Origin of the sequence: Streptomyces sp. NPDC058307, from assembly GCF_042880295.1 — a bacterium.
Lineage (GTDB): Bacteria > Actinomycetota > Actinomycetes > Streptomycetales > Streptomycetaceae > Streptomyces.
Genome location: NZ_JBHVYZ010000024.1, coordinates 29,724 through 51,263 on the forward strand (window position 1 = coordinate 29,724; position 21,540 = coordinate 51,263).

The following is a 21,540-nucleotide window of genomic DNA, read 5'->3' on the forward strand; positions in this document are numbered from 1 at the left end:
CGCCGTCAGCAGCGGCGTGCGTCCTTCGTCAGCACCCCCTGCTCGGTGGCGAGCGAGTGGTCGTAGCACGTGCCGGGCGCGGTCAGCCGGTACCGTTCGCTCGTCGTGGCCACCGCGTGCCGGTCCTCGCGGGCCACGCCGAGCGTGAAGGTGGCGTCGCCGTGGTAGCTGTCGTCGACGCGGGTGGCGCCGATGTGGGCGCGGTCGGTGAGGGACATGACGACCCGCAGACGGTTCGCGCTGTCGACGGTGGCGCGGCCGTCGAGGGTGTACGTGCGGTCGGTGCGGTTCAAGTGGCCGTTGGACGTGACGAGTTGGTGATCGGTCCAGGTGCCGGTCTGGTTGTCCGTGTTCTCGTCGGGTGTCCACTGGTGGTCGATCGCCGTGGTCAGGGTCCGCTCGACGGTCGTGGTGACCCGGCCGTGGGAGGTGTTCAGATACCCGCTGACCTTCAGGTGGTCCTTGCCTGAGGTCACCAGGTGTCGCAACGAGCCGTCGGTGAAGGTGTTGCCCACGGCGGGAGCGTCCTTCTTGTACGACGTCACGGCCCCCGTCACCACCGACTTGTGGGCGTCCTGCCACACCAGGACGTTGGTCGGCGCGCTCCACCCGGTCTGCCCGGCCGGCACGCCGACCACCTTGACGTCCACGGTGTGCGCCTTGCCGTCGTTGAGGAGGCCTGCGAACGGGGTCAGGTCGAAGGTGAGCGGACGTACGTCGAAGGCGGTCGGGGACGGAATCACCGACCACAGATACGGCGACCAGCCGCCGGTCCACACGTTCGGATACGGCGACGCGATCCCCGCGACCTTCCCGTCCACGCTGACCTGCACCTCGCGGTACGGCCCGGCGTCCCCGCCCTGGCAGGAGTACGACGCGTCCGGGGTCGTGGCCGAGTACCAGAACTCCTCGCAGCCGCCGCCCGACCCGGTCGCGTACACCTCGGCGAGGACGCGCTCGGAGTTGCGGGGGACGGTGAGGGAGGCGCCGGTGGTGACGCTGTCCTGGTCGCTGAGGGGGATGACCTGGTCGGGAGCGTCCGCGCCGCGGTTGTGCACCGGGGCGTAGAAGGTGAGCGTCACCTTGACGTCCAGCACGCCCGTGTAGGTGTCGTTGACAACGTTACCGATGAGCATGTCGACGGACTGCGCGCTGCTCAGCGTCTTCTCGTACTCGGTGACGTCCTTCTGGACGGACCAGTTGATCCCGTCCTGCGAGGGCTCGGGCGTCGAGGTCCGGAAGACCTGCACCCCGCCGATGTCCAGATACCCCAGCCGGTCGTACTGCCGCCCCTTCACATTCCCGTCCATCCGCAGCACGACCTTCGACCACCGCCCGGGCGTGCCGCAGCCGGTCGGGGGCGTGTACGTCCCCGTGTACGGCGTGAAGTCCTTGAACTGCGCCTGGGCGACGGTGACCGAACAGGCCTTGGTGTGCGGGGTGCTGATCGGCGGGGCGGCGGTGACGGGGTCGTGGTAGTCGGTGCCGAACTCGACGGGGACCGTGGGGCCGCCGGCGGCCGCCGTGCCCGCCGCGAGGGTCAGCGAGGCGAGCGCGGCGGCGAGGACGGTGGCGGCCCGCCGCAGGGGAGGGTGAGGTCTTCTCATGCGGCGCAGTGAACCCGTGAGTCTCTCCGGTGACCAGGGGGTCAGGAGAGGTCTTGACCAATTCCAGTCTGTTCGCTGACCTTCGCGACGAAGGGAACCCATGCGGTGGGGGAGAGGGTGAGGTGAGGGCCGGTGGGGTGCTTGGAGTCGCGGAGGTGGATGGTGTGGGGGGTTACGGCGACTTCGAGGCATTCGCCGCCCTCGCCACCGCTGTAGCTCGACTTGCGCCAGGTGTAGGCGACTTCGAGGCATTCGCCGCCCTCACCGCTGCTGTAGCTGGACTTGAACCAGGTGAGCTGCTCGACGGTCATAGCGCCTCCAGCTTCTGTTCGATCAACTTCCGGGACTCCAGGGGAGAGAGTGCCATCGCTCGCATGATCCCATAGCGGTCGGCGATCTTCCTGACCTCTTCAGAGTCGGTGATCAGCCGGGGATATCCCTGAGTCTCGGTGTACGCCACCTGCCCGTGTCCCTTGGGAACCAGAAGGTTGAACGCGCTATCCAGGTTGGGGTGTTCTTCCACCCTGGTTGGCATTACCTGGATCTCGACGTTCTGCATGCATCCGACGTGCAGCAGGCGTCGAAGCTGGGCCGCATGCACGCTTCGTCCGCCGATCGGCCGGTCGAGCAGGACCTCTTCGAGGATGTAACTCACGATCGGCGTCGGCCAACGCTCCAGAACCTGTTGCCGGGAGAGCCGGTCCGCGACCCGCTTCTCGATCGTCTCCTCGCTGAGGAACGGCCGTCGTTTCGCGAATACGACCTGAGCGTGATCCTCGGTCTGCAACAGGCCCGGCACCCCGCTGTTGGCGTAGAAGTGCAGCTCGACCGCCTCCGCCTCCAACCCGGCGTAACTCCGGTACCACTCCGGATGCCGCGTCCGCGTCTTCGCCATCGCCTCCTCGACCTCGGGCAGGACCTCCTTCAACAGGCCCCCGGCGTCGAGCAGTTCGTCCGCCTTGATCAGGACCTCCGGCCGAAGTGTCCGCACGCCTCTCTCCATGGAGGGACCGCGTCCGGGCCGTATCCCACCAGCTCCCCGAACTCCTTCTGGGTCAGCCCCTTCCGCTCCCGCAGCAGCTTCACCATCTTGCCCAGCGCGACGAACAACCCCGCCGTACCGTCCGCCTCCGCAGGCGTCTCCGGCCTTCGCTCACCCACGCACCCCACCCCTCCCACGCGACAACCCGTACACCGAACAGACCGCACCCGTACAGCTACTCAGCGTCGCCGAGCCGCACCTGGTCAGCGTAGAGACAACCCAGCACGCTCAGTCACGTGAACGCCGAAATCTCCACCCCCGCCGACGAACTGACCCAGCGTCTGAGCGCGACGCCCCGTGGTGCCCGTCTGGCCCGCAGACTCACGGCCACCCAGCTCGCGGAATGGGGCCACCCCCACGACACCGACGTGAACGACACCGCGCAGCACCTCGTCGCCGAGCTCGCCGCCAACGCGGTGACCCACGGCCGCGTACCGGGAAGGGACTTCGAGCTGCGCCTCCTCCGGCTCCCGGGGAACACGCTCCGTATCGAGGTGAGCGACGCGCGGGGCGACCGCCGGCTCCGGTACGTCAACGACGAGGACGGCGAACACGGCCGCGGTCTGATCCTCGTCACGCTCCTCGCCGACACCTGGGGTGTCACGGAGCGGGACGTCGGCAAGACGGTGTGGGCCGAGATCGGACTCGGGTGACGAGGGGGCTTCGGACCCAGCGTGAGCGGTGGGATGCGGGGAAAGGAGTGGTGACGAGATGAGGAGATCCATGCCTGAGCGGCGGCTTCACGGATGTTTGGGAACGGTGCTTGGGCTTGCTCTCGCGGTGCTCACCGGCATGCTTCTCGGTAGAGCGCTGAGCGCCTGCGACGCCGGCGTCAACGGCGCAGCGAACGGCACCTTCCTCATCGTTCTTTTCATCCCGTCCCTCTGGGGCCTTCTGACCCTTGGTTGGGTGATGGTGGGAGCTCTCCTGGGGAGGCAGGCCCTCCTCCACGCACTCGCCCTCGTGGTGGTGCTCCCCGCTCTGTGCTGGTGTGCTGTCTCCTTCTTCTGGGGCGGCGCCACGTACGAATGCCCCAGCGGCGTACCACCGTGGTGGCCCGGTTTCCTCCCCGCTCCCGGATTCTGAGCTGAGGTCTGTACCGGCCCCGTGGCCGGAACCATGCGCAGCCGTACCGGGGTTGGGACTGGTGGGGTCGCCTATTCAACTGTCGCCAGTTCCCCGTGGGACCCGCCCTGCCGGTGACCGTGTGTGGTCGCCAGGGTGAATAATCCCCCGCATGGACCAGGGACTTGCGGCGTTACTGGGTGCGACGGTAGGCGTTGTCGGCACGGTTGCGGCCTCGGCGATCTCCAGTGGGTCGACTCGGCGGCAGTTGGAGGGGCAAGCCAAGGTCGAGCACGCCCAGTGGCGCAGACAACTGCGGCGAGACGCGTACAGCGCATTCCTAGCCCCGGCCAACGAGTCGCGCAGCGCTCTCAAGATGGCTGCACGAGCGCTGATAGGCGATGCCCCAGATGTCGCGGAGGCTGATCGGCGGCTCCAGATCGCGCAAGATCAGTTGGTTCTGGTACAGGCAGCTTGGGCCGGCCTCGCAGTCGAGGGGCCCGAGTCAGTGGAGCAGGCCGCCCACAGCGTCCACCTAGGGCTCCACTCGATGCATACGACTCTTCTCGCCTGGCGCGACTCCTCGGGTGCCCCGGATCGCAACGTCAACTTCGTTGAGCGTCACGCCGTCGAGGTGACCATGGTCTCCGAGCGCCTCGGCAGCTTCACGTCGGCGGCGCGGGCCGCCTTGGACGACACAGACCTTCCGTCAAGCAGGCGCAGCTGAGGGTTCGGCGCAGACCGCGGCAGTTGGAACAACGGAACGAGAACCGGCGCCAAGCCTCCGTCGGCACCTGCGGTGACGTCATCCGGGCCGTGCATGAAGCGGCAGCGTTGACCGTCCGCGCGGCGGCCGATGCCTTCCCGGCCTGGGTAGATCCGCACCATGGACTATCCAGCACCCTTGCCGCGGGTACTCGGCCAGACCCGGCGCTCACCCCAGGCCCGGCAGGCTCCGCAGCTCACTGATCTTCAAGATTCGTGCGAGCAGCACGAACACCAGGACCATGCTGAGGCCGCCCGCAGCGAGGCCCAGAGCGGGTGCCCAGGCCGTCGAGGTGACGGTGTCGGAGCATGAGCGGGCCACGAACCAGCCCAGTGTTCCCGCCGCGAGGGCAGAGGCCGTCAGTTTGCCGTAGGTGCGGCACAGTCTCCTGCCGTCCAGCCGGCCTTCGAGTCGTCGGCGCAACAGCAGCGCGGTGATGAGCAGGCCGATGGCGTACGAGGCGGCATAGGCGCCGGCCAGGCCGGTGACGGCCCATCGCGGGGGCATCAGCAGATGGCAGGCGGTGGCCAGGGCAATGTCTGCGGTACTGATCCACACGGCCATCCAGAACGGGGTCCGGGTGTCCTCGAAGGCGTAGAAGCCGCGCAGCAGCATGTACTGCGCCGAGAAGGGGACCAGGCCGAGTCCGAACGCCTGGAGCATCTGGCCCAGCGGCACGATGGACGCTGCGTCAGCTGCCCCGTGAGCGAAGATCACCTGCGCCGTTTGCGGGCCGAGTACCACGAAGAAGAAGGCGGCGGGAACGATGACGACGCCGCTGATCCGCAGGGCGCGGGAGAGGTCGTCGCGCATGTCGTCCAGGCGGTGTTCGGCGACGGCCCGGCTCATGCGCGGCAGCAGGGCGGTGACCAGCGAGACAGTGATGACCGACTGTGGCAGCGACCATATGGTCTGCGCGTAGGTGTAGGCGGAAAAGCCCACGCCGCCGTTGGGAAGTGCCGTGTCCGCGGCGGAGGCGTAGCGGGTCACCACCGTGCTGGCCACGAGGTTGGTGAGGACGAACAGCAGGGTCCAGCGGGCCGCGCTGATGCTCTTGCCCAGGCCTGTGCCGCGCCAGTCGAACCGCGGGCGGAAGCGGAAGCCGGCGGCCCTGGCGAAGGGGATCAGGGCCAGAGCCTGGATCGCCAGAGCGCCGGTGGTGCCCACGCCGAGCAGCGTGACCTGGGCCTGGGTGATGTCCTGGACGGAGTCCGGGACGGTCATCATGCCGAGGTATACGCCGAACATGGAGATCAGGACGACGTTGTTGAGGACAGGGGTCCACATCATCGCGCCGAACTTGTTCCGGGCGTTGAGCACCTGGCCCAGGATGCTGAACAGTCCGTAGAAGAAGATCTGCGGGAGCAGGAACCGCGCGAAGACCACCGTCAGCTGAAACGCTTCGTGGTTGGCCGGTGAGTCGCTCTGATAGAGGCTGATGATCTGCGGCGCCGCCCAGACGGCCAGCAGCGTGCCGATTCCCAGCACGGACATCGTGAGGGTGACCAGACGCTGCTCGAAGGCCCGTCCGCCGTCCGGTTGCTCCAACCTGGCCCTCACCAGCTGCGGTACCAGTACGGAGTTCAGCGCACCGCCGATGAGCAGGAAGTACAGGCTCGCCGGCACCACGTTGGCCTGGTTGTACGTCGTAGCGAGCAGTCCCGTTCCGAGTGCCCCGGCCTGGAGGACTGTTCGCAGCAGGCCCGTTGCCCGGGACACCACCGTCCCCGCTGCCATCAGCATGGACGAGCGCATCAGCCCGCCCTTTGCCGCGCCGGACTTCGCAGCGGCGTGCCGCCCTCGCTTCTGCTTCCCCGGTAACCGCGTTCTCGCCGCGCCCTGAGTCCCCTCCACCATGCGCCTAATCTACGGCGCTACGGCGTGGAGATCATCATCATGGGAGGTGCCCCGGGTTCCCAGGTCGGCATGCCAGTACGCAGGTGCCGTCAGGCCGGGTGATGTGCTGCCGTACGAACTCGGCCTCGCCCGCCGGGAACCCCGCCTTCCAGGAGCGGTGGGGGCCCGAACTCCTCCGCCTCCTCACCCGCTTCCGGCCACTTCTCAGCCAACTCGCCTGGCGGGACACCCTTTCCGCCCTGCACGCCCCTTGACTTCTCAAGAGCCCCGCGCGACGTTCCGGACCCTTCGTCCATACCAACCGCAGGGGGACCCGACCATGAGCGTGACCCGAAGACACCTGCTGGCCGCCGGTGCCGGGGCGGCGGCCGTCGCCGCCGGTGTGCAGCAGGGCGCGAGCGCCGCCGACCTGCCGACGACCGGGACGTACGACGTCGTCGTCATCGGCTCCGGCGCCGCCGGAATGACCGCCGCGCTCGCCGCCGCCAAGCAGGGCCTGAGCACTGTGGTGCTCGAGAAGGCGCCCACCTTCGGCGGGTCCGCCGCCCGTTCGGGGGCCGGGATCTGGATCCCCAACAACCCCGTCATCCTCGCCGCCGGTGTCCCGGACACCCCGGCCAAGGCGGCCGCCTACCTCGCCGCCGTCGTAGGACCGGATGTCCCGGCCGCCCGGCAGCAGGCCTTCCTCCGGTACGGGCCCGCCATGATCTCCTTCGTCATGGCCAACAGCCCGCTCCGCTTCCGCTGGATGGAGGGGTACAGCGACTACTACCCCGAGCTCCCGGGCGGTCTGCCGGGCGGCCGCTCCGTCGAGCCCGACCAGCTCGACGGCAAACTCCTCGGCGCCGAACTCGCCCACCTGAACCCGCCGTACCTCGACGTCCCGGCCGGACTCGTCGTGTTCAGCGCCGACTACAAGTGGCTCGCGCTGTCCGCCGTGAGCGCCAAGGGCGCCGCCGTCGCCGCCGAGTGCCTGGCACGCGGCACGAAGGCGGCCGTACTCGGGCAGACGCCGCTCACCATGGGACAGTCGCTTGCGGCCGGGCTGCGGAAGGGACTCCAGGACGCCGGGGTCACCGTCCGGCTCAACACCCCCCTCACCGAGCTCTACGTCGAGAAGGGCGCCGTCGCCGGAGCGGTGACCCCCGCCGGTCTCTTCCGTGCCCGCCGGGGTGTGATCGTCGGCTCGGGCGGCTTCGAGCACAACGCGGCGATGCGGGCCCAGTACCAGCGGCAGCCCGTCGGCACGGAGTGGACGGTCGGCGCGAAGGAGAACACCGGGGACGGCATCCGGGCGGGCCAAGGGGTCGGCGGCGACCTGGCGCTGATGGACGACGCCTGGTGGGGACCGGCCATCCCGCTCCCCGGCGACCCGTACTTCTGCCTCGCCGAGCGCACCCTCCCCGGCGGGCTCATCGTCAACGCGGCCGGTCGGCGGTTCGTCAACGAGGCCGCCCCCTACAGCGACGTCGTCCACACCATGTACGACCGCAACCCGACCGACCCCGACATCCCGGCCTGGCTGGTCGTCGACCAGAACTACCGCAACCGGTACCTCTTCAGGGACATCGCGCCGACCTTTGTCCTCCCCGACGACTGGTACGGCTCGGGCGCCGCCCACAAGGCCTGGACGGTCGACGCCCTGGCCGGCTCCATCGGCGTCCCCGCCGCCGCCCTCCGCGCCACCGTCGACCGCTTCAACTCCCTTGCCCAGAAGGGCGACGACCCGGACTTCGGGCGCGGCGACAGCGCCTACGACCACTACTACACGGACCCGTCCGTCCTCCCGAACTCCTGTCTGGCCCCGCTCTGGCTGCCCCCGTACTACGCCTTCCGGCTCGTCCCGGGAGACCTGGGCACCAAGGGCGGCCTGGTGACCGACGCCCGCGCCCGCGTCCTGCGGCCCGACGGCTCCGTCGTCCCCGGCCTGTACGCCGCCGGGAACGCCAGCGCGGCCGTCATGGGCCACAGTTACGCGGGCGCGGGCTCGACGATCGGACCCGCGATGACCTTCGGGTACATCGCGGCCCGGGACATCGCGGGGGTGCTCTAGAGGTCGTAGACCCCGAAGACGGGTCCCCTTCTTGAAACCTTGAAGATCCCTTGACGCGAAGTATCTGGCGGAGTTCACCAGTTGGGGCGAAAGATCATCGGCGACGGCTGTCTCAGCCGTCCCGCACCCCCCACCAGCGGAGAACTCCATGAACAACAACAGAAGAAGAACGGCGCTCGCGGGCACGGTCCTGCTGAGCGCCTTCTCTCTGAGCGCCCTCTCTCTGGGCGCCACGTCCGTACAGGCGGCGGGCGACAGCGCGAGCGGCTCCCCGCAGCGCGTCATCGTCGTCATGCGCGACCAGCTCACCGACCTCCCGATGCGCACCCAGGCCGCGAAGCGCGGGCAGGCCGCGGCCGACGACCAGGCGCCCGTCGTCGCGCAGTTGAAGAAGAGCGGGGCCACCCGCGTGCACGGGATGAGCCTCATCAACGCCGTCTCCGCCACGCTGGACCCGGCCGCGATAGCGCGGATACGCGACGACCGGCGGGTGGCCGCGGTCGTGCCGGACCTTCCGATACGACGTCCCGGCGCGGACTCCGCCACCACGGCCACCACGGCCTCCGCGGCCACCGCCGGCACCGCACCTGGGACCACCTGCCCCAAGGACCCCGCCAAGCCCCTCCTCGAACCCGAGGCGCTCCGGCTGACGCACACCGACGCGGCGCAGCGCACCGCCACCGGCAAGGGGGTCAAGGTCGCCTTCTTCGCCGAGGGCATGGACGCCGCCAACCCCGAGTTCGTCCGCCCCGACGGCAGCCGTGTCGTCACCGACTCCGAGGACTTCAGCGGGGACGGCGTGAACGCCGACACCACCGGCGGCGAGGCCTTCGGTGACGCCAGTGCCATCGCGGCACAGGGCAGCCGTACGTACGACCTGTCCACCCAACTGCCGTACTCCAAGGTGCCGAAGGGCTGCACCTTCCGGGTGCGCGGCTTCGCGCCCGGCGCGCAGCTGATGGACCTGAAGGTGTACGGCGCGAACGCCTTCACCTCCGGGTTCGTGCGGGCCATCCAGTACGCGGTGGAACACCACGCGGACGTCCTCAGCCAGTCCTTCGGGTCCAACTTCTACCCCGACGCGGCCACCGACCCCGTCCGGCTGGCCGATGACGCCGCCGTCGCCGCGGGGGTGACGGTGGTCGCCTCGAGCGGTGACTCCGGGACGTCCGGCACGGTGGGCTCACCGGCGAGCGACCCGAACGTGATCGGTGTCGGCGCCACCACGTCCTTCCGGCTGGCGGCGCAGGGCTACGGCTACCGCAAGTGGACCAGCGACAACATCACCGCTCTGTCCTCCGGCGGTACCACCCCGGACAACAAGCTGGTCGATCTGGTGGCGCCGGGCATGGTCGGCATGGCCGCCTGCTCCGTCGACCCGCGCTGGAGCGACTGCGCCCTGCCCACCCAGGTGTTCGGCGGCACCAGCCAGGCGGCTCCCTTCGCGGCGGGCGCGGCGGCCGACGTCATCCAGGCGTACAAGGACACGCACGGCGGGGTGCGGCCGTCGCCGGACCTCGTCAAGCGCATCCTGACCGGCACGGCGACCGACCTGCACGTCCCCGCCGACGAGCAGGGCGCGGGACTGCTGGACACCGGCGCGGCCGTCCGGGCGGCCGGGGCCCTGAACACCGTCGACCGGCACGCCGACCAACTGGTTCCGTCCGTCGGCCAGTTGAATGTCGTCGGCCGGCCGGGCGGTGAGCGGCACACCTCCGTCACCCTCACCAACACGGCCGACCGGCCGCAGCGGGTCACGATGACCTCCCGCACGGTCGGCGCCCAAACCTTCCGGACCCAGCGCAAGGTCACCGTCGGCTCCCCGCTCACCGGGAACGACCTGGAGGGCAAGCTCGCCGCCCGGCCGTTCACCGTCGAGGTGCCGAAGGGAACCCCGCTCCTGGACGCCGAGATGGTGTGGCCCGGCACCGCGGACTCCGGCAGCCTCGCGCTGTTCCTGGTCGATCCGGCCGGACGGCTCACGCAGGTCAGCTACAACTACGACGGCTACGGACTGCACAGCAACTACCAGCACGTCGACGTCCACGACCCGCGCCCCGGCGCCTGGACCGTCAAGGTGGTGTGGAACAACGGCCGCATGCACCTTCAGGACAAGCCCCTGAAGCCCGGCAGCTACCGCGGCCCGGTCACCGTCCGGATCACCGGCCACCGCTACACCTCGGCCGGAGTGCCCGCACAGACCCGGACCGTCCCGGCGGGCGGCACCGCCCGGTTCCCGGTGCGGATCCCCTTGCCGCGTACGGCCGGGGACGCGCCCTTCTCCCTGCAGTTCACCTCGGACTCGGGGACCCGGCTCTCCCTCCCGGTGGCCCGCCGCACGGTGATCCCCGTCGACCCGGCCCGTGGACACAGCACCTCCTTCGCCGCCACCATCACCGGCGGCGTCGGACGGGACGTCGGCCAGACGAACGGCTACTACCTGGACGTGCCGCGCGGCAGGCGTGACCTGACCATCGACCTCACGGCCGAGGACCCCGCCACCAACCTGGTGTACTACCTGGTCAGCCCCGACGGCCAGGTTCTCGCCCGGGACACCGACCGGACCGCGGACGAGCACAGCGTGCCCACGAGGTACTCGAGCCTGACCGCCCACCAGCCGGAAGCGGGACGGTGGACGCTGATCGTCGGACTGCCCGACGCCGTCAGCGGCAAGGCGTTCAGCCAGAAGGTCACCGGGAAGGTCCGCCTCGACGCCATCACGGCGGCAGCGCCCGGCCTGCCGGACAGCCCCTCCCGCGTCGTCAAGCGCGGCAGCACGCTCACCGTGCCCGTCCGGGTGCCCAACTCCGGCCCCGCGGAGCGGCATTACTACCTCGACCCCAGGCTCGACACCACGGGTGAGATCGCCCTCGTCGAGAACGGCGACGACAAGTCGGGGACGGCGAAGATCAACGAGGGGGGCCTGGGCTGGTTCGTGCCCTCGCACACCACCAAGCTGGTCGCCACGGCCACCGCCGACCGGCCGGTCGACCTGAACATGTACCCCTGGACCGCTTCGCCCATCGTGTTCGCGGAGGCCGGTACCGGTGACACGACGGTCGCCACCGCCCTCGCCGGCCAGCTGGCCTCCGGGGTGTGGAGCACCGAGGTGACCGATCGGGGTCCCTTCGGCGACAAGCCGGCGGGCAAGGGCACCGCGAAGATCACGCTCACCGCCACGACCCAGTCGTTCGATCCGGCGGCCAAGGCATCCACCGGTGAGTTCTGGGACCTCGACGCCGACTGGAACCCCGTCGCCGCCGCCGCGGGCAGGACGGCGACGATGAAGCTCACCCTGGCTTCGACCGCACCCGTCGGCACGGTCGTCCACGGCACGGTCTACGTCGACTCCGACTCGGCCTTCTCGGGCGTCATGGGCTCCGAGCTGACCGGGATTCCGTACTCCTACACGGTGGGCTGAGCGTCAGTCGCGGCGGGCGATCAGAGCCGCCTGCTGTGACACCTCCTCGGGGCCGGGTTCGCGCACTGTCCGTGAGACGAGCGCGAACCCGGCCGCGCGGAGCAGCTCGATGATCTGCTCCGGCCGGCGCCTCAGGAAGGTCAGCGCGACGGGGCGCCCCCAGGGCCGGTCGTGGTGCCGGTCCTGGTCGCCGGCCTGGAAGGCGACCAGGAGGTGGCCGCCCGGCGCCAGGACGCGGTGGAACTCGGCGAACAGGCGCGGGAGTTCGTCCACAGGGGTGTGGATGGAGGAGTACCAGGAGACCGCACCGGCGAGCGACCCGTCGGGAAGATCCAGTTCCAGCATCGAGCCCCGCTCGAACCGCAGCCCCGGGTTCTCCCGCCGCGCGATCGCCAGCATCGACTCCGACAGGTCGAGCCCGAAGACGGACAGCCCGAGGGAGGCCAGGTGTCCGGTGAGCCGCCCGGGCCCGCAGCCCAGGTCGGCCACTGTCCCGCCCTTGCCCACGAGTTCGGCGAATCCGGCGATCACCGCCCGGTCCAGGGGCGCTTCGGCGAGCCCGTCCCGGAACTGGGCGGCGTAGTCCTCGGCGACGCTGTCGTAGAAGGTGCGGGTGGCGGTCACGAAGTCGGTGTCGGTCATGGCCGCGGACCCTAGCGGCCCCCACTGACACTCACCCCACACCGGCCGCCCGCAGTACGGCAGTTGTGGCCGCCGCCGCCAGCACCACCACCACGAACGGCGCCCTGCGCCACGCCAGCACGGCCCCCACCAGCACCCCGGCCGGCCGCGCCCAGCCCGCGAATCCGCCGCCCTCCGTCAGCGCACCCGTCGCCAGCAACGCCACCAGCAGGACGATCGCCCCGGCCGACAGCAGTTCCTGTACCCGCGGCGGGATGTCGACCCGCCCGTGCAGCACCGGCCCGACCAGCCGGAAGGCGTACGTCCCCATCGCCAGTGCCAGGATCATGACGACCGTCGCGCTCACGCCGGCCTCCTTCCGCCGTGCAGGACAAGACCGGCCAGCGCCACCAGCACCGGCAACCCGGCCGGGACCGCGGGGGTGACCGCCAGGGCCAGGGCGGCGCCGAGCAGCGCGGACCGCCGTACGGCGGCATCCCCGCGCAGGACCGGCAGCACCAGGGCGGCGAGGACGGCGGGGAACGCCGCGTCCAGGCCGTAGGTGCCGGTGTCGCCCAGGGCGCCGCCGGCCAGCGCGCCCAGCAGGACGGTCACGTTCCACACGGCGAACAGACCGAGCCCGGAGATCCAGAACGCCGCCCGGCGCCGCGCCGGATCCGGCTGGGCCAGGGCGAAGGCGACCGTCTCGTCGGTGACCAGGTGCGCGCCGAGGAGGCGGGTGAGTCTGCCCGGGCCGAGGAGGTCGGCGACGGCGAGGCTGAAGGCCGCCGTACGGGTGTTGAGCAGCAGGCCGGTGGCCGCCGCGGCGATCTCACCACCGGCACCCACACCGGCAGGCCGCCGGTGACGGCGATCGCGCCGAAGGAGACGCCCACGACCCCGCTCGCGAGCCAGACGAGCGCGCTGTCACGGACCAAGGCTGTTCGCTCTGCCGTACGCATGTTCACTACACTGGACGGTAGCCGCCCTGTTCGTCAAGGCGAACGATCGTACCGATGGAGCGAACAGCATGTCCGACAGCCCGCCGCCCCGGCTCCCCCTGGACTGGATCGCCGCCTCCCTGCGCCGCGAACGCACCCGCGCCGGGTTCTCCCTCTCCGAGCTGGCCAAGCGGGCCGGCATCGCGAAGTCAACGCTGTCCCAGCTGGAGTCGGCGGGCGGGAACCCGAGCGTGGAGACGCTGTGGGCACTGGGGGTGGCCCTCGGCGTGCCGTTCAGCGCGCTGGTGGAACCGCCGGCGCCGTCCGTGCAGGTGATCAGGGCCGGACAGGGGCCGACCGTGGCCTCGGAGAAGGCCGAGTTCGCGGCCACCCTGCTCTCCGCGAGCCCGCCCGGGGTGCGGCGGGACATCTACCACCTGCGGGCCGAACCCGGGGCGGTGCGGGAGTCGGAGCCGCACATTCCGGGGACCGTGGAGCATCTGATCGTGGGCACGGGGAGGGTGAAGGCCGGACCGGTGGGGGAGGAGGCCGACCTGGAGCCCGGTGACTATATGACGTATCGCGGAGATGTGGCCCATTCGTACGAGGCGCTCGCCCCCGGCACGACCTTCGTGCTGGTCATGCAACACGTGTGAAAAGCAAAGGCAGGAGCCCCGCTGCCGTGCGGCGCGGGGCTCCTTGGGTACTGCGTTCAGGTCCGGATCAGAGGCTGGAGCGCCTGTGAGACGGGATCAGACGGGATCAGACGGGGGTGACGTTCTCCGCCTGCGGGCCCTTCGGCCCCTGGGTCACGTCGAAGGAGACCGCCTGGTTCTCCTCCAGCGAGCGGAAGCCGCTCGCGTTGATCGCGGAGTAGTGGACGAAGACGTCGGGTCCTCCGCCCTCCTGGGCGATGAAGCCAAAGCCCTTTTCGGCGTTGAACCACTTCACGGTTCCCGTAGCCATAAGCCCTCCTTGGGCCCAAAAGGGTTGCCCTGCTCCAGAACCTGCAAGTGTGAAAACAGTGCCGCACAACTGCATTCTTCTGAAAACGACTAGAGCCTGCGGTTACATGCTCCGCAGGCTCTGTACTGCAAGGGAAACCAAACTGCAACTTGCGGCGAGCGTAGCATGCGGGCAGCCGAAAGCAATAGAGGCCAAGATCACGTCACCCGGATGTTTGAAGATCGAGGAGAGGTTGACCTCGGGGTCGAAGTCCGAAGCCTACTCCAAGGGGGCTAGTGTCGCGATGTGGACAATTCTCGCACCCGGCCGCGCGTCGGCCACATCCAGTTCCTGAACTGCCTGCCCCTGTACTGGGGGCTCGCGAGGACGGGCACGCTCCTCGACTTCGAGCTCACGAAGGACACCCCGGAGAAGCTCAGCGAGAAGCTGGTGCAGGGAGAACTCGACATCGCACCCATCACCCTCGTCGAGTTCCTCAAGAACGCGGACGACCTGGTCGCCTTCCCCGACATCGCCGTCGGCTGCGACGGCCCGGTCATGTCCTGCGTCATCGTCTCGCAGGTCCCGCTGGACGAACTGGACGGCGCAAGGGTGGCCCTCGGGTCGACCTCGCGCACCTCCGTCCGCCTCGCCCAGCTCCTCCTCGCCGAGCGCTACGGCGTCCAGCCCGACTACTACACCTGCCCGCCCGACCTGAGCCTGATGATGCAGGAGGCCGAGGCGGCCGTCCTCATCGGCGACGCGGCGCTGCGGGCCAACCTCCTCGACGGCCCGCGCTACGGCCTTCAGGTGCACGACCTCGGTTCGCTCTGGAAGGAGTGGACGGGGCTGCCGTTCGTCTTCGCGGTGTGGGCGGCCCGCCGGGACTATCTCGAACGCGAGCCGGTCATCACCCGCAAGGTCCACCAGGCCTTCCTCGCCTCCCGGAACCTCTCCCTGGAGGAGGTCGGCAAGGTCGCGGAGCAGGCGGCCCGCTGGGAGGCCTTCGACGAACAGGTCCTGGAGAAGTACTTCACGACGCTGGACTTCCGGTTCGGGGACCCGCAGTTGGCGGCGGTCGCCGAGTTCGCGCGAAGGGTGGGGCCGACGACGGGTTTCCCCGCGGACGTGAAGGTGGAACTGCTTCAGCCCTAATGTGCATCTGAACCTTCTGGGGCTATGGGGGAGGCAGCATGCAGCCGCTGGGAGTCGACGAGCCCACCGCGGTGGGTCCCTACCGGCTGCTCGGCCGACTGGGTTCCGGCGGCATGGGCCGGGTCTACCTCGGCCGCAGCGCCGGGGGACGCACGGTCGCGGTCAAGATCGTGCACCCGCACTTCGCGCTCGACGAGGAGTTCCGGGCCCGCTTCCGGCGCGAGGTGGACGCGGCGCGCAGAGTCGGCGGGGCCTGGACCGCGCCGGTCCTCGACGCCGACCCGGAGGCGGCGGTGCCCTGGGTCGCCACCGGGTACGCGGCCGGCCCTTCGCTGGCCGCGGCGGTCACGGACGGCGGCCCGCTGCCCGGGCATTCGGTACGCGTTCTGGGCGCGGGTCTCGCCGAGGCGCTCGCGGCCGTGCACTCCCTGGGGCTCGTCCACCGGGACGTGAAGCCCTCCAACGTCCTGCTCACCGTCGACGGCCCGCTGCTCATCGACTTCGGCATCGCCCGCGCCACCGACGGCACCGCGTCCCTGACGTCGACGGGAGTCTCGATCGGCTCCCCCGGCTACATGTCCCCCGAACAGATCCTGAGCAAGGGGGTGTCGGGCGCGGCGGACGTCTTCTCCCTCGGCGCGGTCCTGGCGTACGCGGCCACGGGGACACCGCCCTTCCCCGGGGACTCCTCGGCCTCCCTCCTCTACAAGGTGGTCCACGAGGAGCCGGAACTCGGATCACTGAGCGGTGAGTTGCGGGACGTCGTGGAGACCTGCCTGGCCAAGTCGGCGCAGGAGCGGCCGACTCCGGGCGAGGTGGCCCGGCGGCTGGCTCCGCAGGGCGCGGCACGGCTGGTGGCGGCGGGGTGGCTGCCGGGTGCGCTGGTGGAGCAGGTGGGGCGTAGTGCCGTACAGCTGCTGAATCTCGAGGCGGTGGGGGAGCAGCAGGCGGGGGAGCAGGCGTCCGGGCCGGTGGGGTTCAGCAGTCCTTCGGTGGGTTCTTCGGGTTCGGTGGGAGCGGTGGGTTCTTCGGGTTCGGTGGGAGCGTTCGGGCCGCCGCCGGTGATGCCGGTGGTGTCCGCGGGGGCTCCTCCGGCTGACGCGGCCGGGCCCCCGGCGTTTCCGCTCACGCCCGAGACGGTGGTGCCCTCCGACCGGCGGCCCGGAGCCGGTCCCGGATCGGGTCCCGGTTCCGGTCCCGGCAAGCTCTCCGTCTCCGTGGCCGCCACCTCGGCCTCCGGCGAGAACGGACGCGGCCGTCGGCTGAGTTGTACCGTGGCGCTCGCCGTCGCGGGAGCGCTGGCCGTGGTGACCGTGGGGTCGGTGTTCGTGTTCGACCTGCTGCCGGGGCGGGGCAATGACGACTCGGCGAGCTCCGGGCCCGGCAACGGCGCGTACTCCTCGGCGCCGAGCTCCGTACCGTCGGCCTCCAAGCCGTCGCCGTCCTCGGTCTCCCCGTCGCCGTCGAGCGAGGCGTCGGGCGGTCCTTCTGAGGTCCCCGCCCGCTATCTCGGCACCTGGGAGGGCGAGGGCACGGGGCTCGGCGGGAGCCTGCCGATGGGGATTTTCCGGATCACCGTCAAGAAGGTGGGCGTAGGCGAGGAGTTGGGCCGGTTGCAGCAGACCGACGCGATCGGCGCGGTCTGCACCGACGTCCTCACCCTGAAGAAGGTCACGGACACGGAGCTCGTCACCACCGCCGTGGGCGCCCAGGACAACCACGCCGGCTGCAACCCCACCGCCCACACGGTCCGCCTCGCCACGGTGGGCGACGACCTGAAGTACACCTCGGAGAGCGAGGCCGAGGGATACCCCGAGGCCCGGATGTCGAAGGTCGGTCGGTGACGCAGCTGCTCGTCGTCCTGGCCGCGCTGTGGGGAGCGGCGACCGGCGCGCTGCTGCCGCGCGCCGCGTACCGCTTCTCCGTCCCGCCCGAGGAACCGTGGCGCGAGACGTGCCCCGGCGGGCACCCGCTGGGCGGCTGGCTCGGACGGGCCAGGTGCGGCACCTGCGGCACCCAGCAGCCGGACGGCCCCCAGCAGCCGTACGGCCCCGGCACCCCTGTCCTTGTCGCCCTCACCGCACTCCTGTGCGCCGCCCTCGCCGCCGCCACCGGCACCCGCCCGGAGCTCGCCGTCTGGCTGCTGCTCGCGCCCGTGGGCGTACTGCTCGCCGTCGTCGACCTGCGCGTACGGCGACTGCCCGACCCGCTCACCCTCCCCCTCGCGGCCGCCGCGCTCGCCCTGCTCGGAGCGGTCTCGCTGGTGCCCGAGCACACCGGGAACTGGCTTGATTCCCTCTTCGGCGCCCTCGCTCTCGGCGCCGGCTACTGGGTGCTGTGGCGGATCAACCCCGGCGGCATGGGCTTCGGCGACGTGAAGCTGGCGCTCGGGGCGGGGGCGGTCCTGGGCTGGTACGGCTGGGACACCGTGCTGCTCGGCACCTTCGCGGGCTTCCTGCTCGGCGCGCTCTACGGCGGTGTCCTGGTCCTGGCGGGCAGGGCGGGGCGCAAGACGGCGATCCCGTTCGGGCCGTTCCTGATCACCGGGGCGTACGCGGGGCTGCTGATCGGCGCGTACGCGGTGTGACATCGGCGTGAGATCGGCCTGACATCCGGCATGTCGGAGGGCTGGCGTAGGCTGGCCGGGACCGCTCGAACCTTGACGAAAGGCACGCCCCGGTGACCGAGAAGGCCGACCTTCAGTCCGTCCTCGACCGTGCCGCCGAGGGTGGGCGCATCACTCCGGAGGAGGCGCTCGACCTCTACCGGGACGCCCCGCTGCACGCGCTGGGCTCCGCCGCGGACGCCGTGCGCCGCCGTAGGTACGCGGGCACGGAGCACATCGCGACGTACATCATCGAGCGGAACATCAACTACACCAACGTGTGCGTCACGGCGTGCAAGTTCTGCGCGTTCTACGCCCCGCCCACGGCCAAGGACAAGGGCTGGACCCGCGACCTGGACGACATCCTGCGCCGGTGCGCGGAGACCGTCGAACTCGGCGGCACCCAGATCATGTTCCAGGGCGGCCACCACCCGGACTACGGCGTCGAGTACTACGAGAAGCACTTCGCCGCCATCAAGAAGGAGTTCCCCCAGCTGGTGATCCACTCGCTGGGCGCCTCCGAGGTCGAGCACATGGCCCGGATCTCCAAGGTGAGCGTCGAGGAGGCGATCCAGCGCATCCACGCGGCCGGTCTTGACTCCTTCGCGGGCGCCGGCGCGGAGCTGCTCCCCGAGCGCCCCCGCAAGGCCATCGCGCCCCTCAAGGAGTCCGGCGAGCGCTGGCTGGAGATCATGGAGACGGCGCACAACCTGGGCGTGGAGTCCACCTCCACGATGCTCATGGGCACCGGCGAGACCAACGCCGAGCGCATCGAGCACCTGCGGATGATCCGTGACGTACAGGACCGCACGGGCGGCTTCCGCGCGTTCATCCCGTATCTCTACCAGCCGATGAACAACCACCTGAAGGGCCGCACCCAGGCCACGATCTTCGAGTACCTGCGGATGATCGCGATCGCCCGGCTCTTCATGGACAACATCGCCCACATCCAGGGCTCCTGGCTGACCACCGGCCAGGACGCGGGCCAGCTGACGCTGCACTACGGCGCGGACGACCTCGGCTCGATCATGCTGGAGGAGAACGTCGTATCGGCGGCCGGTGCCAAGCACCGCTCCAACCTCCAGGAAATGATCGACATGATCCGCACGGCGGGCCGGGTCCCGGCCCAGCGCTCCACGACGTACGAACACCTCGTCGTCCACGACGACCCGGCGAACGACCCGGTCGACGCGCGCGTGGTGTCCCACATCTCCTCCACGGCGATCGAGGGCGGCACGGCACATCCCGAGCTGAAGATCCTCGCCTCCAACTAGGCCCGCCTTGCTGACGATCCACACCGCCGACGTTCTGATCCCGGGCGGCGGACGGCCGTCGCTGCCCGGCGGAGCGGTACTGGTCGAGGGGCGGCAGCTCGCGGCCGTGGACACCTACGAGCAGCTGGCCGCCGCACACCCGACGGCAAGGCTGCGCCGCTGGCCGGGAGTCCTGGCCCCGGGCCTGGTGAACCCGCACGGCCCCGAGCTCCTTGAGCAGGCCTACCACCCGGACCCGCGCGAGGACTTGGGCAGCGAGCCGATCTCGGGCGAGGCGCTGTCGGCCCTCGTCATGACCGACGCGAGGTGGGGCGCGAGCGCGAGGCGGGGCGTACAGCGAATGCTGGCCCAGGGGACGGTGGCGGTGGTGGGTCCGCTGCGACGCCCCGCCGTGATCGACGCCGTCCACAGGTCGGGACTGACGATCGAGGCCAGCTTCACAGAGGGGCCCCTGACTCCGTTGCTCCCCGGCATGGAGGCGACCTTCGCCGCCTTCGAAACCCCGGACCTGACAACCTGCGTGGCAACGGTGATCAAGGGCCGCTTGCTGCACCGGCGCAGGTAAGGGCCATCGGTGCTCCCGCAGTGGCTCGTGACCATGGATGCGGAGGCCTCCGGTCGATAGCCTGCCGAAGTGGCCCAGACCTGGAAAGAGCAGCAGCTGATCGCAGACGGCTTCGAGCGTGCGTACACCGTCTCGGACTGGTACGACGGGCCACGCGAAGGACTCGCGGTCATCAACGGCGTCCCGCACTACTTCGAAGGGTGGGACTTCGACCCGCGAGACCCTGCTGACGAGTACTTCGTCTGGCCTGCGAGCGAGGCGGCGGTGGCCATGGAGCGTGAGCAGTGGGCCATCTACGTCGAGTACGAGGTCTCTGACGGCGAGAGTGAGACGCATCCGGCGAACGGAGGGGTCGATGCCCGCTTCGACGAACTGAACGTGCTCCTCGCGCCGCACCGTCAGCGGCCGGACGGTGCTCAACGGTTCGTGGGCGAGGTGCGGTTCGACGACGGTGAGCGCTACCGGCCCGACGGGGGAGATCTGTGGTTCCGGTGGCGTCCGAGCCGGCGCGCTCAACCGCCCAACGCCTCCCCGAACGCGCCCGCCGACTGAGAAACCCCACTGCAATCGGTCAACGCGTCATCCTGATCCGCGTTCCCCGACTGACACTCCTGATCCCGAAACGTCGACCACATGGACACCCACGCCACCTCCTTCGACGAGGCGAACTCCCGCACCTGCGCCGCGTCGGACAACGTGAACGTCTCCCCGGCCACATCATTCGTCCCGATCATCGACGTGAGTGCCATGGCCCGCCACGCAGTGGAGTCGGACGTACCGAAAACCTCCTTCAACTGCGCCTGCGCCGCCTTCGCCGAAGTGATCGCGTAATCCCCCATGTCCCCGTCGTACGACTCCCCGTAGTTCATCGTCATGATGTTGACCGTCGACACCTGAACCGACTTGTCGTTCGCGGACTGCAGCAAGGCCACACTGTCGTCGTCGAGCCCGGACGGCATCACGGGAAGCGTGAACGACACGGCGAGATCGCTCCGTTCCTCCTGCAGCAACGCGATCGCCTCGGACCGCAGGTCCACCGAGTCCGAGTCGGTCAGTGCGTCCCCCTCGATGTCGAAGTCGGCGAGCGAGGAACCGGCCGCGTCCAGCGCGGTGCCGTACGCCGCCGCCAGTTTCGCCGCACTGGAGCAGGTCTCGGCCAACTCCTTGCCGGACGCGCCCCCGAAGGAGACCCGCACCTTCGCCCCGTCCCCCTTCAGCGCGCTGATCCGGGACTTGACGGAGGAGTCGCCGACAGCCGACGTGCCGTTCCAGGACGGCGTGCAGTCACTGCCGTCGGCGATCACGAACGAGAGGTTGTACACCGAGGGCGAGCCCGCGGAGTCGTTGTCGGCGGCCTCGGTCGCGCTGACGTACGGCGCGTACGAGGTGACCGACGACGTGGACTCCGTGGCCGACGCCGACGGTGACGCACTGCTCTGCCGCGGAGGCTCCGCGTCCGAGGTGCCGTCCGATCCGGCGGAGCACCCCGCCGTGGCCAGGGCGAGCAGACACATGGCCCCGGCCATCGGTTTCAGGAAACTCCGCATTCACATGCACCTGCTTTCGTGAGGTCGCTTTCTGGAGAGCGAATGTCTCACACCCGCCTGAGCGTCATGAGGAGGA

Annotated in this window: 18 protein-coding genes and 2 pseudogenes; 11 read left to right on the forward strand and 9 right to left on the reverse strand. The window is 70.1% G+C overall.

Going from position 1 to position 21,540, the window contains the following annotated elements; all coding sequences use genetic code 11:
• Positions 1-5: 5 nt before the first annotated feature.
• The 3 genes and pseudogenes from ACFVYN_RS18980 to ACFVYN_RS18990 all read right to left on the reverse strand — a co-directional run bounded on the left by ACFVYN_RS18980 (position 6) and on the right by ACFVYN_RS18990 (position 2,768).
• The gene (locus ACFVYN_RS18980; protein ID WP_389999710.1) at positions 6-1,607 is read right to left on the reverse strand and encodes a peptide-N4-asparagine amidase; all 1,602 of its coding nucleotides are present in this window, start codon (positions 1,605-1,607) and stop codon (positions 6-8) included.
• Positions 1,608-1,648: 41 nt separating this feature from the next.
• Positions 1,649-1,918 (reverse strand): DUF397 domain-containing protein, encoded by a 270-nt coding sequence (locus ACFVYN_RS18985; protein WP_389999712.1) that lies wholly within the window; start codon positions 1,916-1,918, stop codon positions 1,649-1,651.
• Positions 1,915-2,768, reverse strand: a pseudogene (locus ACFVYN_RS18990) (helix-turn-helix domain-containing protein). The gene ACFVYN_RS18985 and the pseudogene ACFVYN_RS18990 overlap by 4 nt, the downstream one beginning before the upstream one ends.
• Before the next feature lie 117 nt (positions 2,769-2,885).
• Here ACFVYN_RS18990 and ACFVYN_RS18995 point away from each other — a divergent pair.
• A complete protein-coding gene (locus ACFVYN_RS18995; protein ID WP_389999715.1) occupies positions 2,886-3,302 on the forward strand; it encodes an ATP-binding protein in 417 nt (138 codons plus the stop codon).
• A gap of 584 nt (positions 3,303-3,886) precedes the next feature.
• Entirely contained in the window at positions 3,887-4,441 is a 555-nt protein-coding gene (locus ACFVYN_RS19000) for a hypothetical protein (protein WP_389999718.1), read from the forward strand.
• A 207-nt stretch (positions 4,442-4,648) separates the two neighbouring features.
• Here the strand turns inward: ACFVYN_RS19000 and murJ are convergent, their stop codons facing one another.
• Positions 4,649-6,235 (reverse strand): murein biosynthesis integral membrane protein MurJ, encoded by a 1,587-nt coding sequence (gene murJ / locus ACFVYN_RS19005; protein WP_389999721.1) that lies wholly within the window; start codon positions 6,233-6,235, stop codon positions 4,649-4,651.
• Between the two features lie 421 nt (positions 6,236-6,656).
• Between murJ and kstD the strand changes: the two genes are divergently transcribed.
• Together kstD and ACFVYN_RS19015 are read left to right on the forward strand one after the other, a co-directional pair.
• Positions 6,657-8,390, forward strand: coding sequence for a 3-oxosteroid 1-dehydrogenase (kstD, locus tag ACFVYN_RS19010; RefSeq protein WP_389999724.1), 1,734 nt, complete (start codon positions 6,657-6,659; stop codon positions 8,388-8,390).
• Positions 8,391-8,538: 148 nt separating this feature from the next.
• Positions 8,539-11,811 carry a S8 family serine peptidase gene (locus tag ACFVYN_RS19015; protein WP_389999727.1) on the forward strand — a complete coding sequence of 1,091 codons (3,273 nt, stop codon included), beginning with the start codon at positions 8,539-8,541 and terminating at the stop codon, positions 11,809-11,811.
• Between the two features lie 3 nt (positions 11,812-11,814).
• Here ACFVYN_RS19015 and ACFVYN_RS19020 read toward each other — a convergent pair whose 3' ends face one another.
• The 3 genes and pseudogenes from ACFVYN_RS19020 to ACFVYN_RS19030 all read right to left on the reverse strand — a co-directional run bounded on the left by ACFVYN_RS19020 (position 11,815) and on the right by ACFVYN_RS19030 (position 13,394).
• The gene (locus ACFVYN_RS19020; RefSeq protein WP_389999730.1) at positions 11,815-12,453 is read right to left on the reverse strand and encodes a class I SAM-dependent DNA methyltransferase; all 639 of its coding nucleotides are present in this window, start codon (positions 12,451-12,453) and stop codon (positions 11,815-11,817) included.
• A 31-nt stretch (positions 12,454-12,484) separates the two neighbouring features.
• Positions 12,485-12,799: an AzlD domain-containing protein gene (locus ACFVYN_RS19025; RefSeq protein WP_389999732.1), complete on the reverse strand. Its 315-nt coding sequence runs from the start codon at positions 12,797-12,799 to the stop codon at positions 12,485-12,487.
• Positions 12,796-13,394: pseudogene (locus ACFVYN_RS19030) on the reverse strand (AzlC family ABC transporter permease). Before ACFVYN_RS19030 ends, ACFVYN_RS19025 begins: the two are co-directional and overlap by 4 nt.
• A gap of 68 nt (positions 13,395-13,462) precedes the next feature.
• Here ACFVYN_RS19030 and ACFVYN_RS19035 point away from each other — a divergent pair.
• A complete protein-coding gene (locus tag ACFVYN_RS19035) occupies positions 13,463-14,029 on the forward strand; it encodes a helix-turn-helix domain-containing protein (RefSeq protein ID WP_389999735.1) in 567 nt (188 codons plus the stop codon).
• A gap of 106 nt (positions 14,030-14,135) precedes the next feature.
• On the opposite strand, the gene ACFVYN_RS19040 is transcribed toward ACFVYN_RS19035, so the two are convergent.
• Complete coding sequence (locus tag ACFVYN_RS19040) at positions 14,136-14,339, reverse strand: cold-shock protein (RefSeq protein WP_003998944.1); 204 nt, start codon at positions 14,337-14,339, stop codon at positions 14,136-14,138.
• A gap of 285 nt (positions 14,340-14,624) precedes the next feature.
• On the opposite strand from ACFVYN_RS19040, the gene ACFVYN_RS19045 reads away from it, so the two are divergent.
• The 6 genes from ACFVYN_RS19045 (at position 14,625) to ACFVYN_RS19070 (ending at position 20,469) form a co-directional block, all read left to right on the forward strand.
• On the forward strand, positions 14,625-15,473 hold the full coding sequence (locus ACFVYN_RS19045; RefSeq protein WP_389999738.1) for a menaquinone biosynthetic enzyme MqnA/MqnD family protein: 849 nt from the start codon (positions 14,625-14,627) through the stop codon (positions 15,471-15,473).
• A 38-nt stretch (positions 15,474-15,511) separates the two neighbouring features.
• Entirely contained in the window at positions 15,512-17,317 is a 1,806-nt protein-coding gene (locus ACFVYN_RS19050; protein ID WP_389999741.1) for a serine/threonine-protein kinase, read from the forward strand.
• Positions 17,314-18,060, forward strand: a complete 747-nt coding sequence (locus ACFVYN_RS19055; protein ID WP_389999743.1) for a prepilin peptidase — start codon at positions 17,314-17,316, stop codon at positions 18,058-18,060. Before ACFVYN_RS19050 ends, ACFVYN_RS19055 begins: the two co-directional genes overlap by 4 nt.
• A gap of 92 nt (positions 18,061-18,152) precedes the next feature.
• The gene (mqnC, locus tag ACFVYN_RS19060; protein ID WP_389999746.1) at positions 18,153-19,352 is read left to right on the forward strand and encodes a cyclic dehypoxanthinyl futalosine synthase; all 1,200 of its coding nucleotides are present in this window, start codon (positions 18,153-18,155) and stop codon (positions 19,350-19,352) included.
• Positions 19,353-19,359: 7 nt separating this feature from the next.
• Positions 19,360-19,917 carry a hypothetical protein gene (locus ACFVYN_RS19065; protein WP_389999749.1) on the forward strand — a complete coding sequence of 186 codons (558 nt, stop codon included), beginning with the start codon at positions 19,360-19,362 and terminating at the stop codon, positions 19,915-19,917.
• A gap of 69 nt (positions 19,918-19,986) precedes the next feature.
• On the forward strand, positions 19,987-20,469 hold the full coding sequence (locus tag ACFVYN_RS19070) for a hypothetical protein (RefSeq protein WP_389999752.1): 483 nt from the start codon (positions 19,987-19,989) through the stop codon (positions 20,467-20,469).
• On the opposite strand, the gene ACFVYN_RS19075 is transcribed toward ACFVYN_RS19070, so the two are convergent.
• Positions 20,430-21,464 (reverse strand): chitinase, encoded by a 1,035-nt coding sequence (locus ACFVYN_RS19075; RefSeq protein ID WP_389999755.1) that lies wholly within the window; start codon positions 21,462-21,464, stop codon positions 20,430-20,432. The two genes, ACFVYN_RS19070 and ACFVYN_RS19075, sit on opposite strands and share 40 nt — an antisense overlap.
• Between the last annotated feature and the right edge of the window lie 76 nt (positions 21,465-21,540).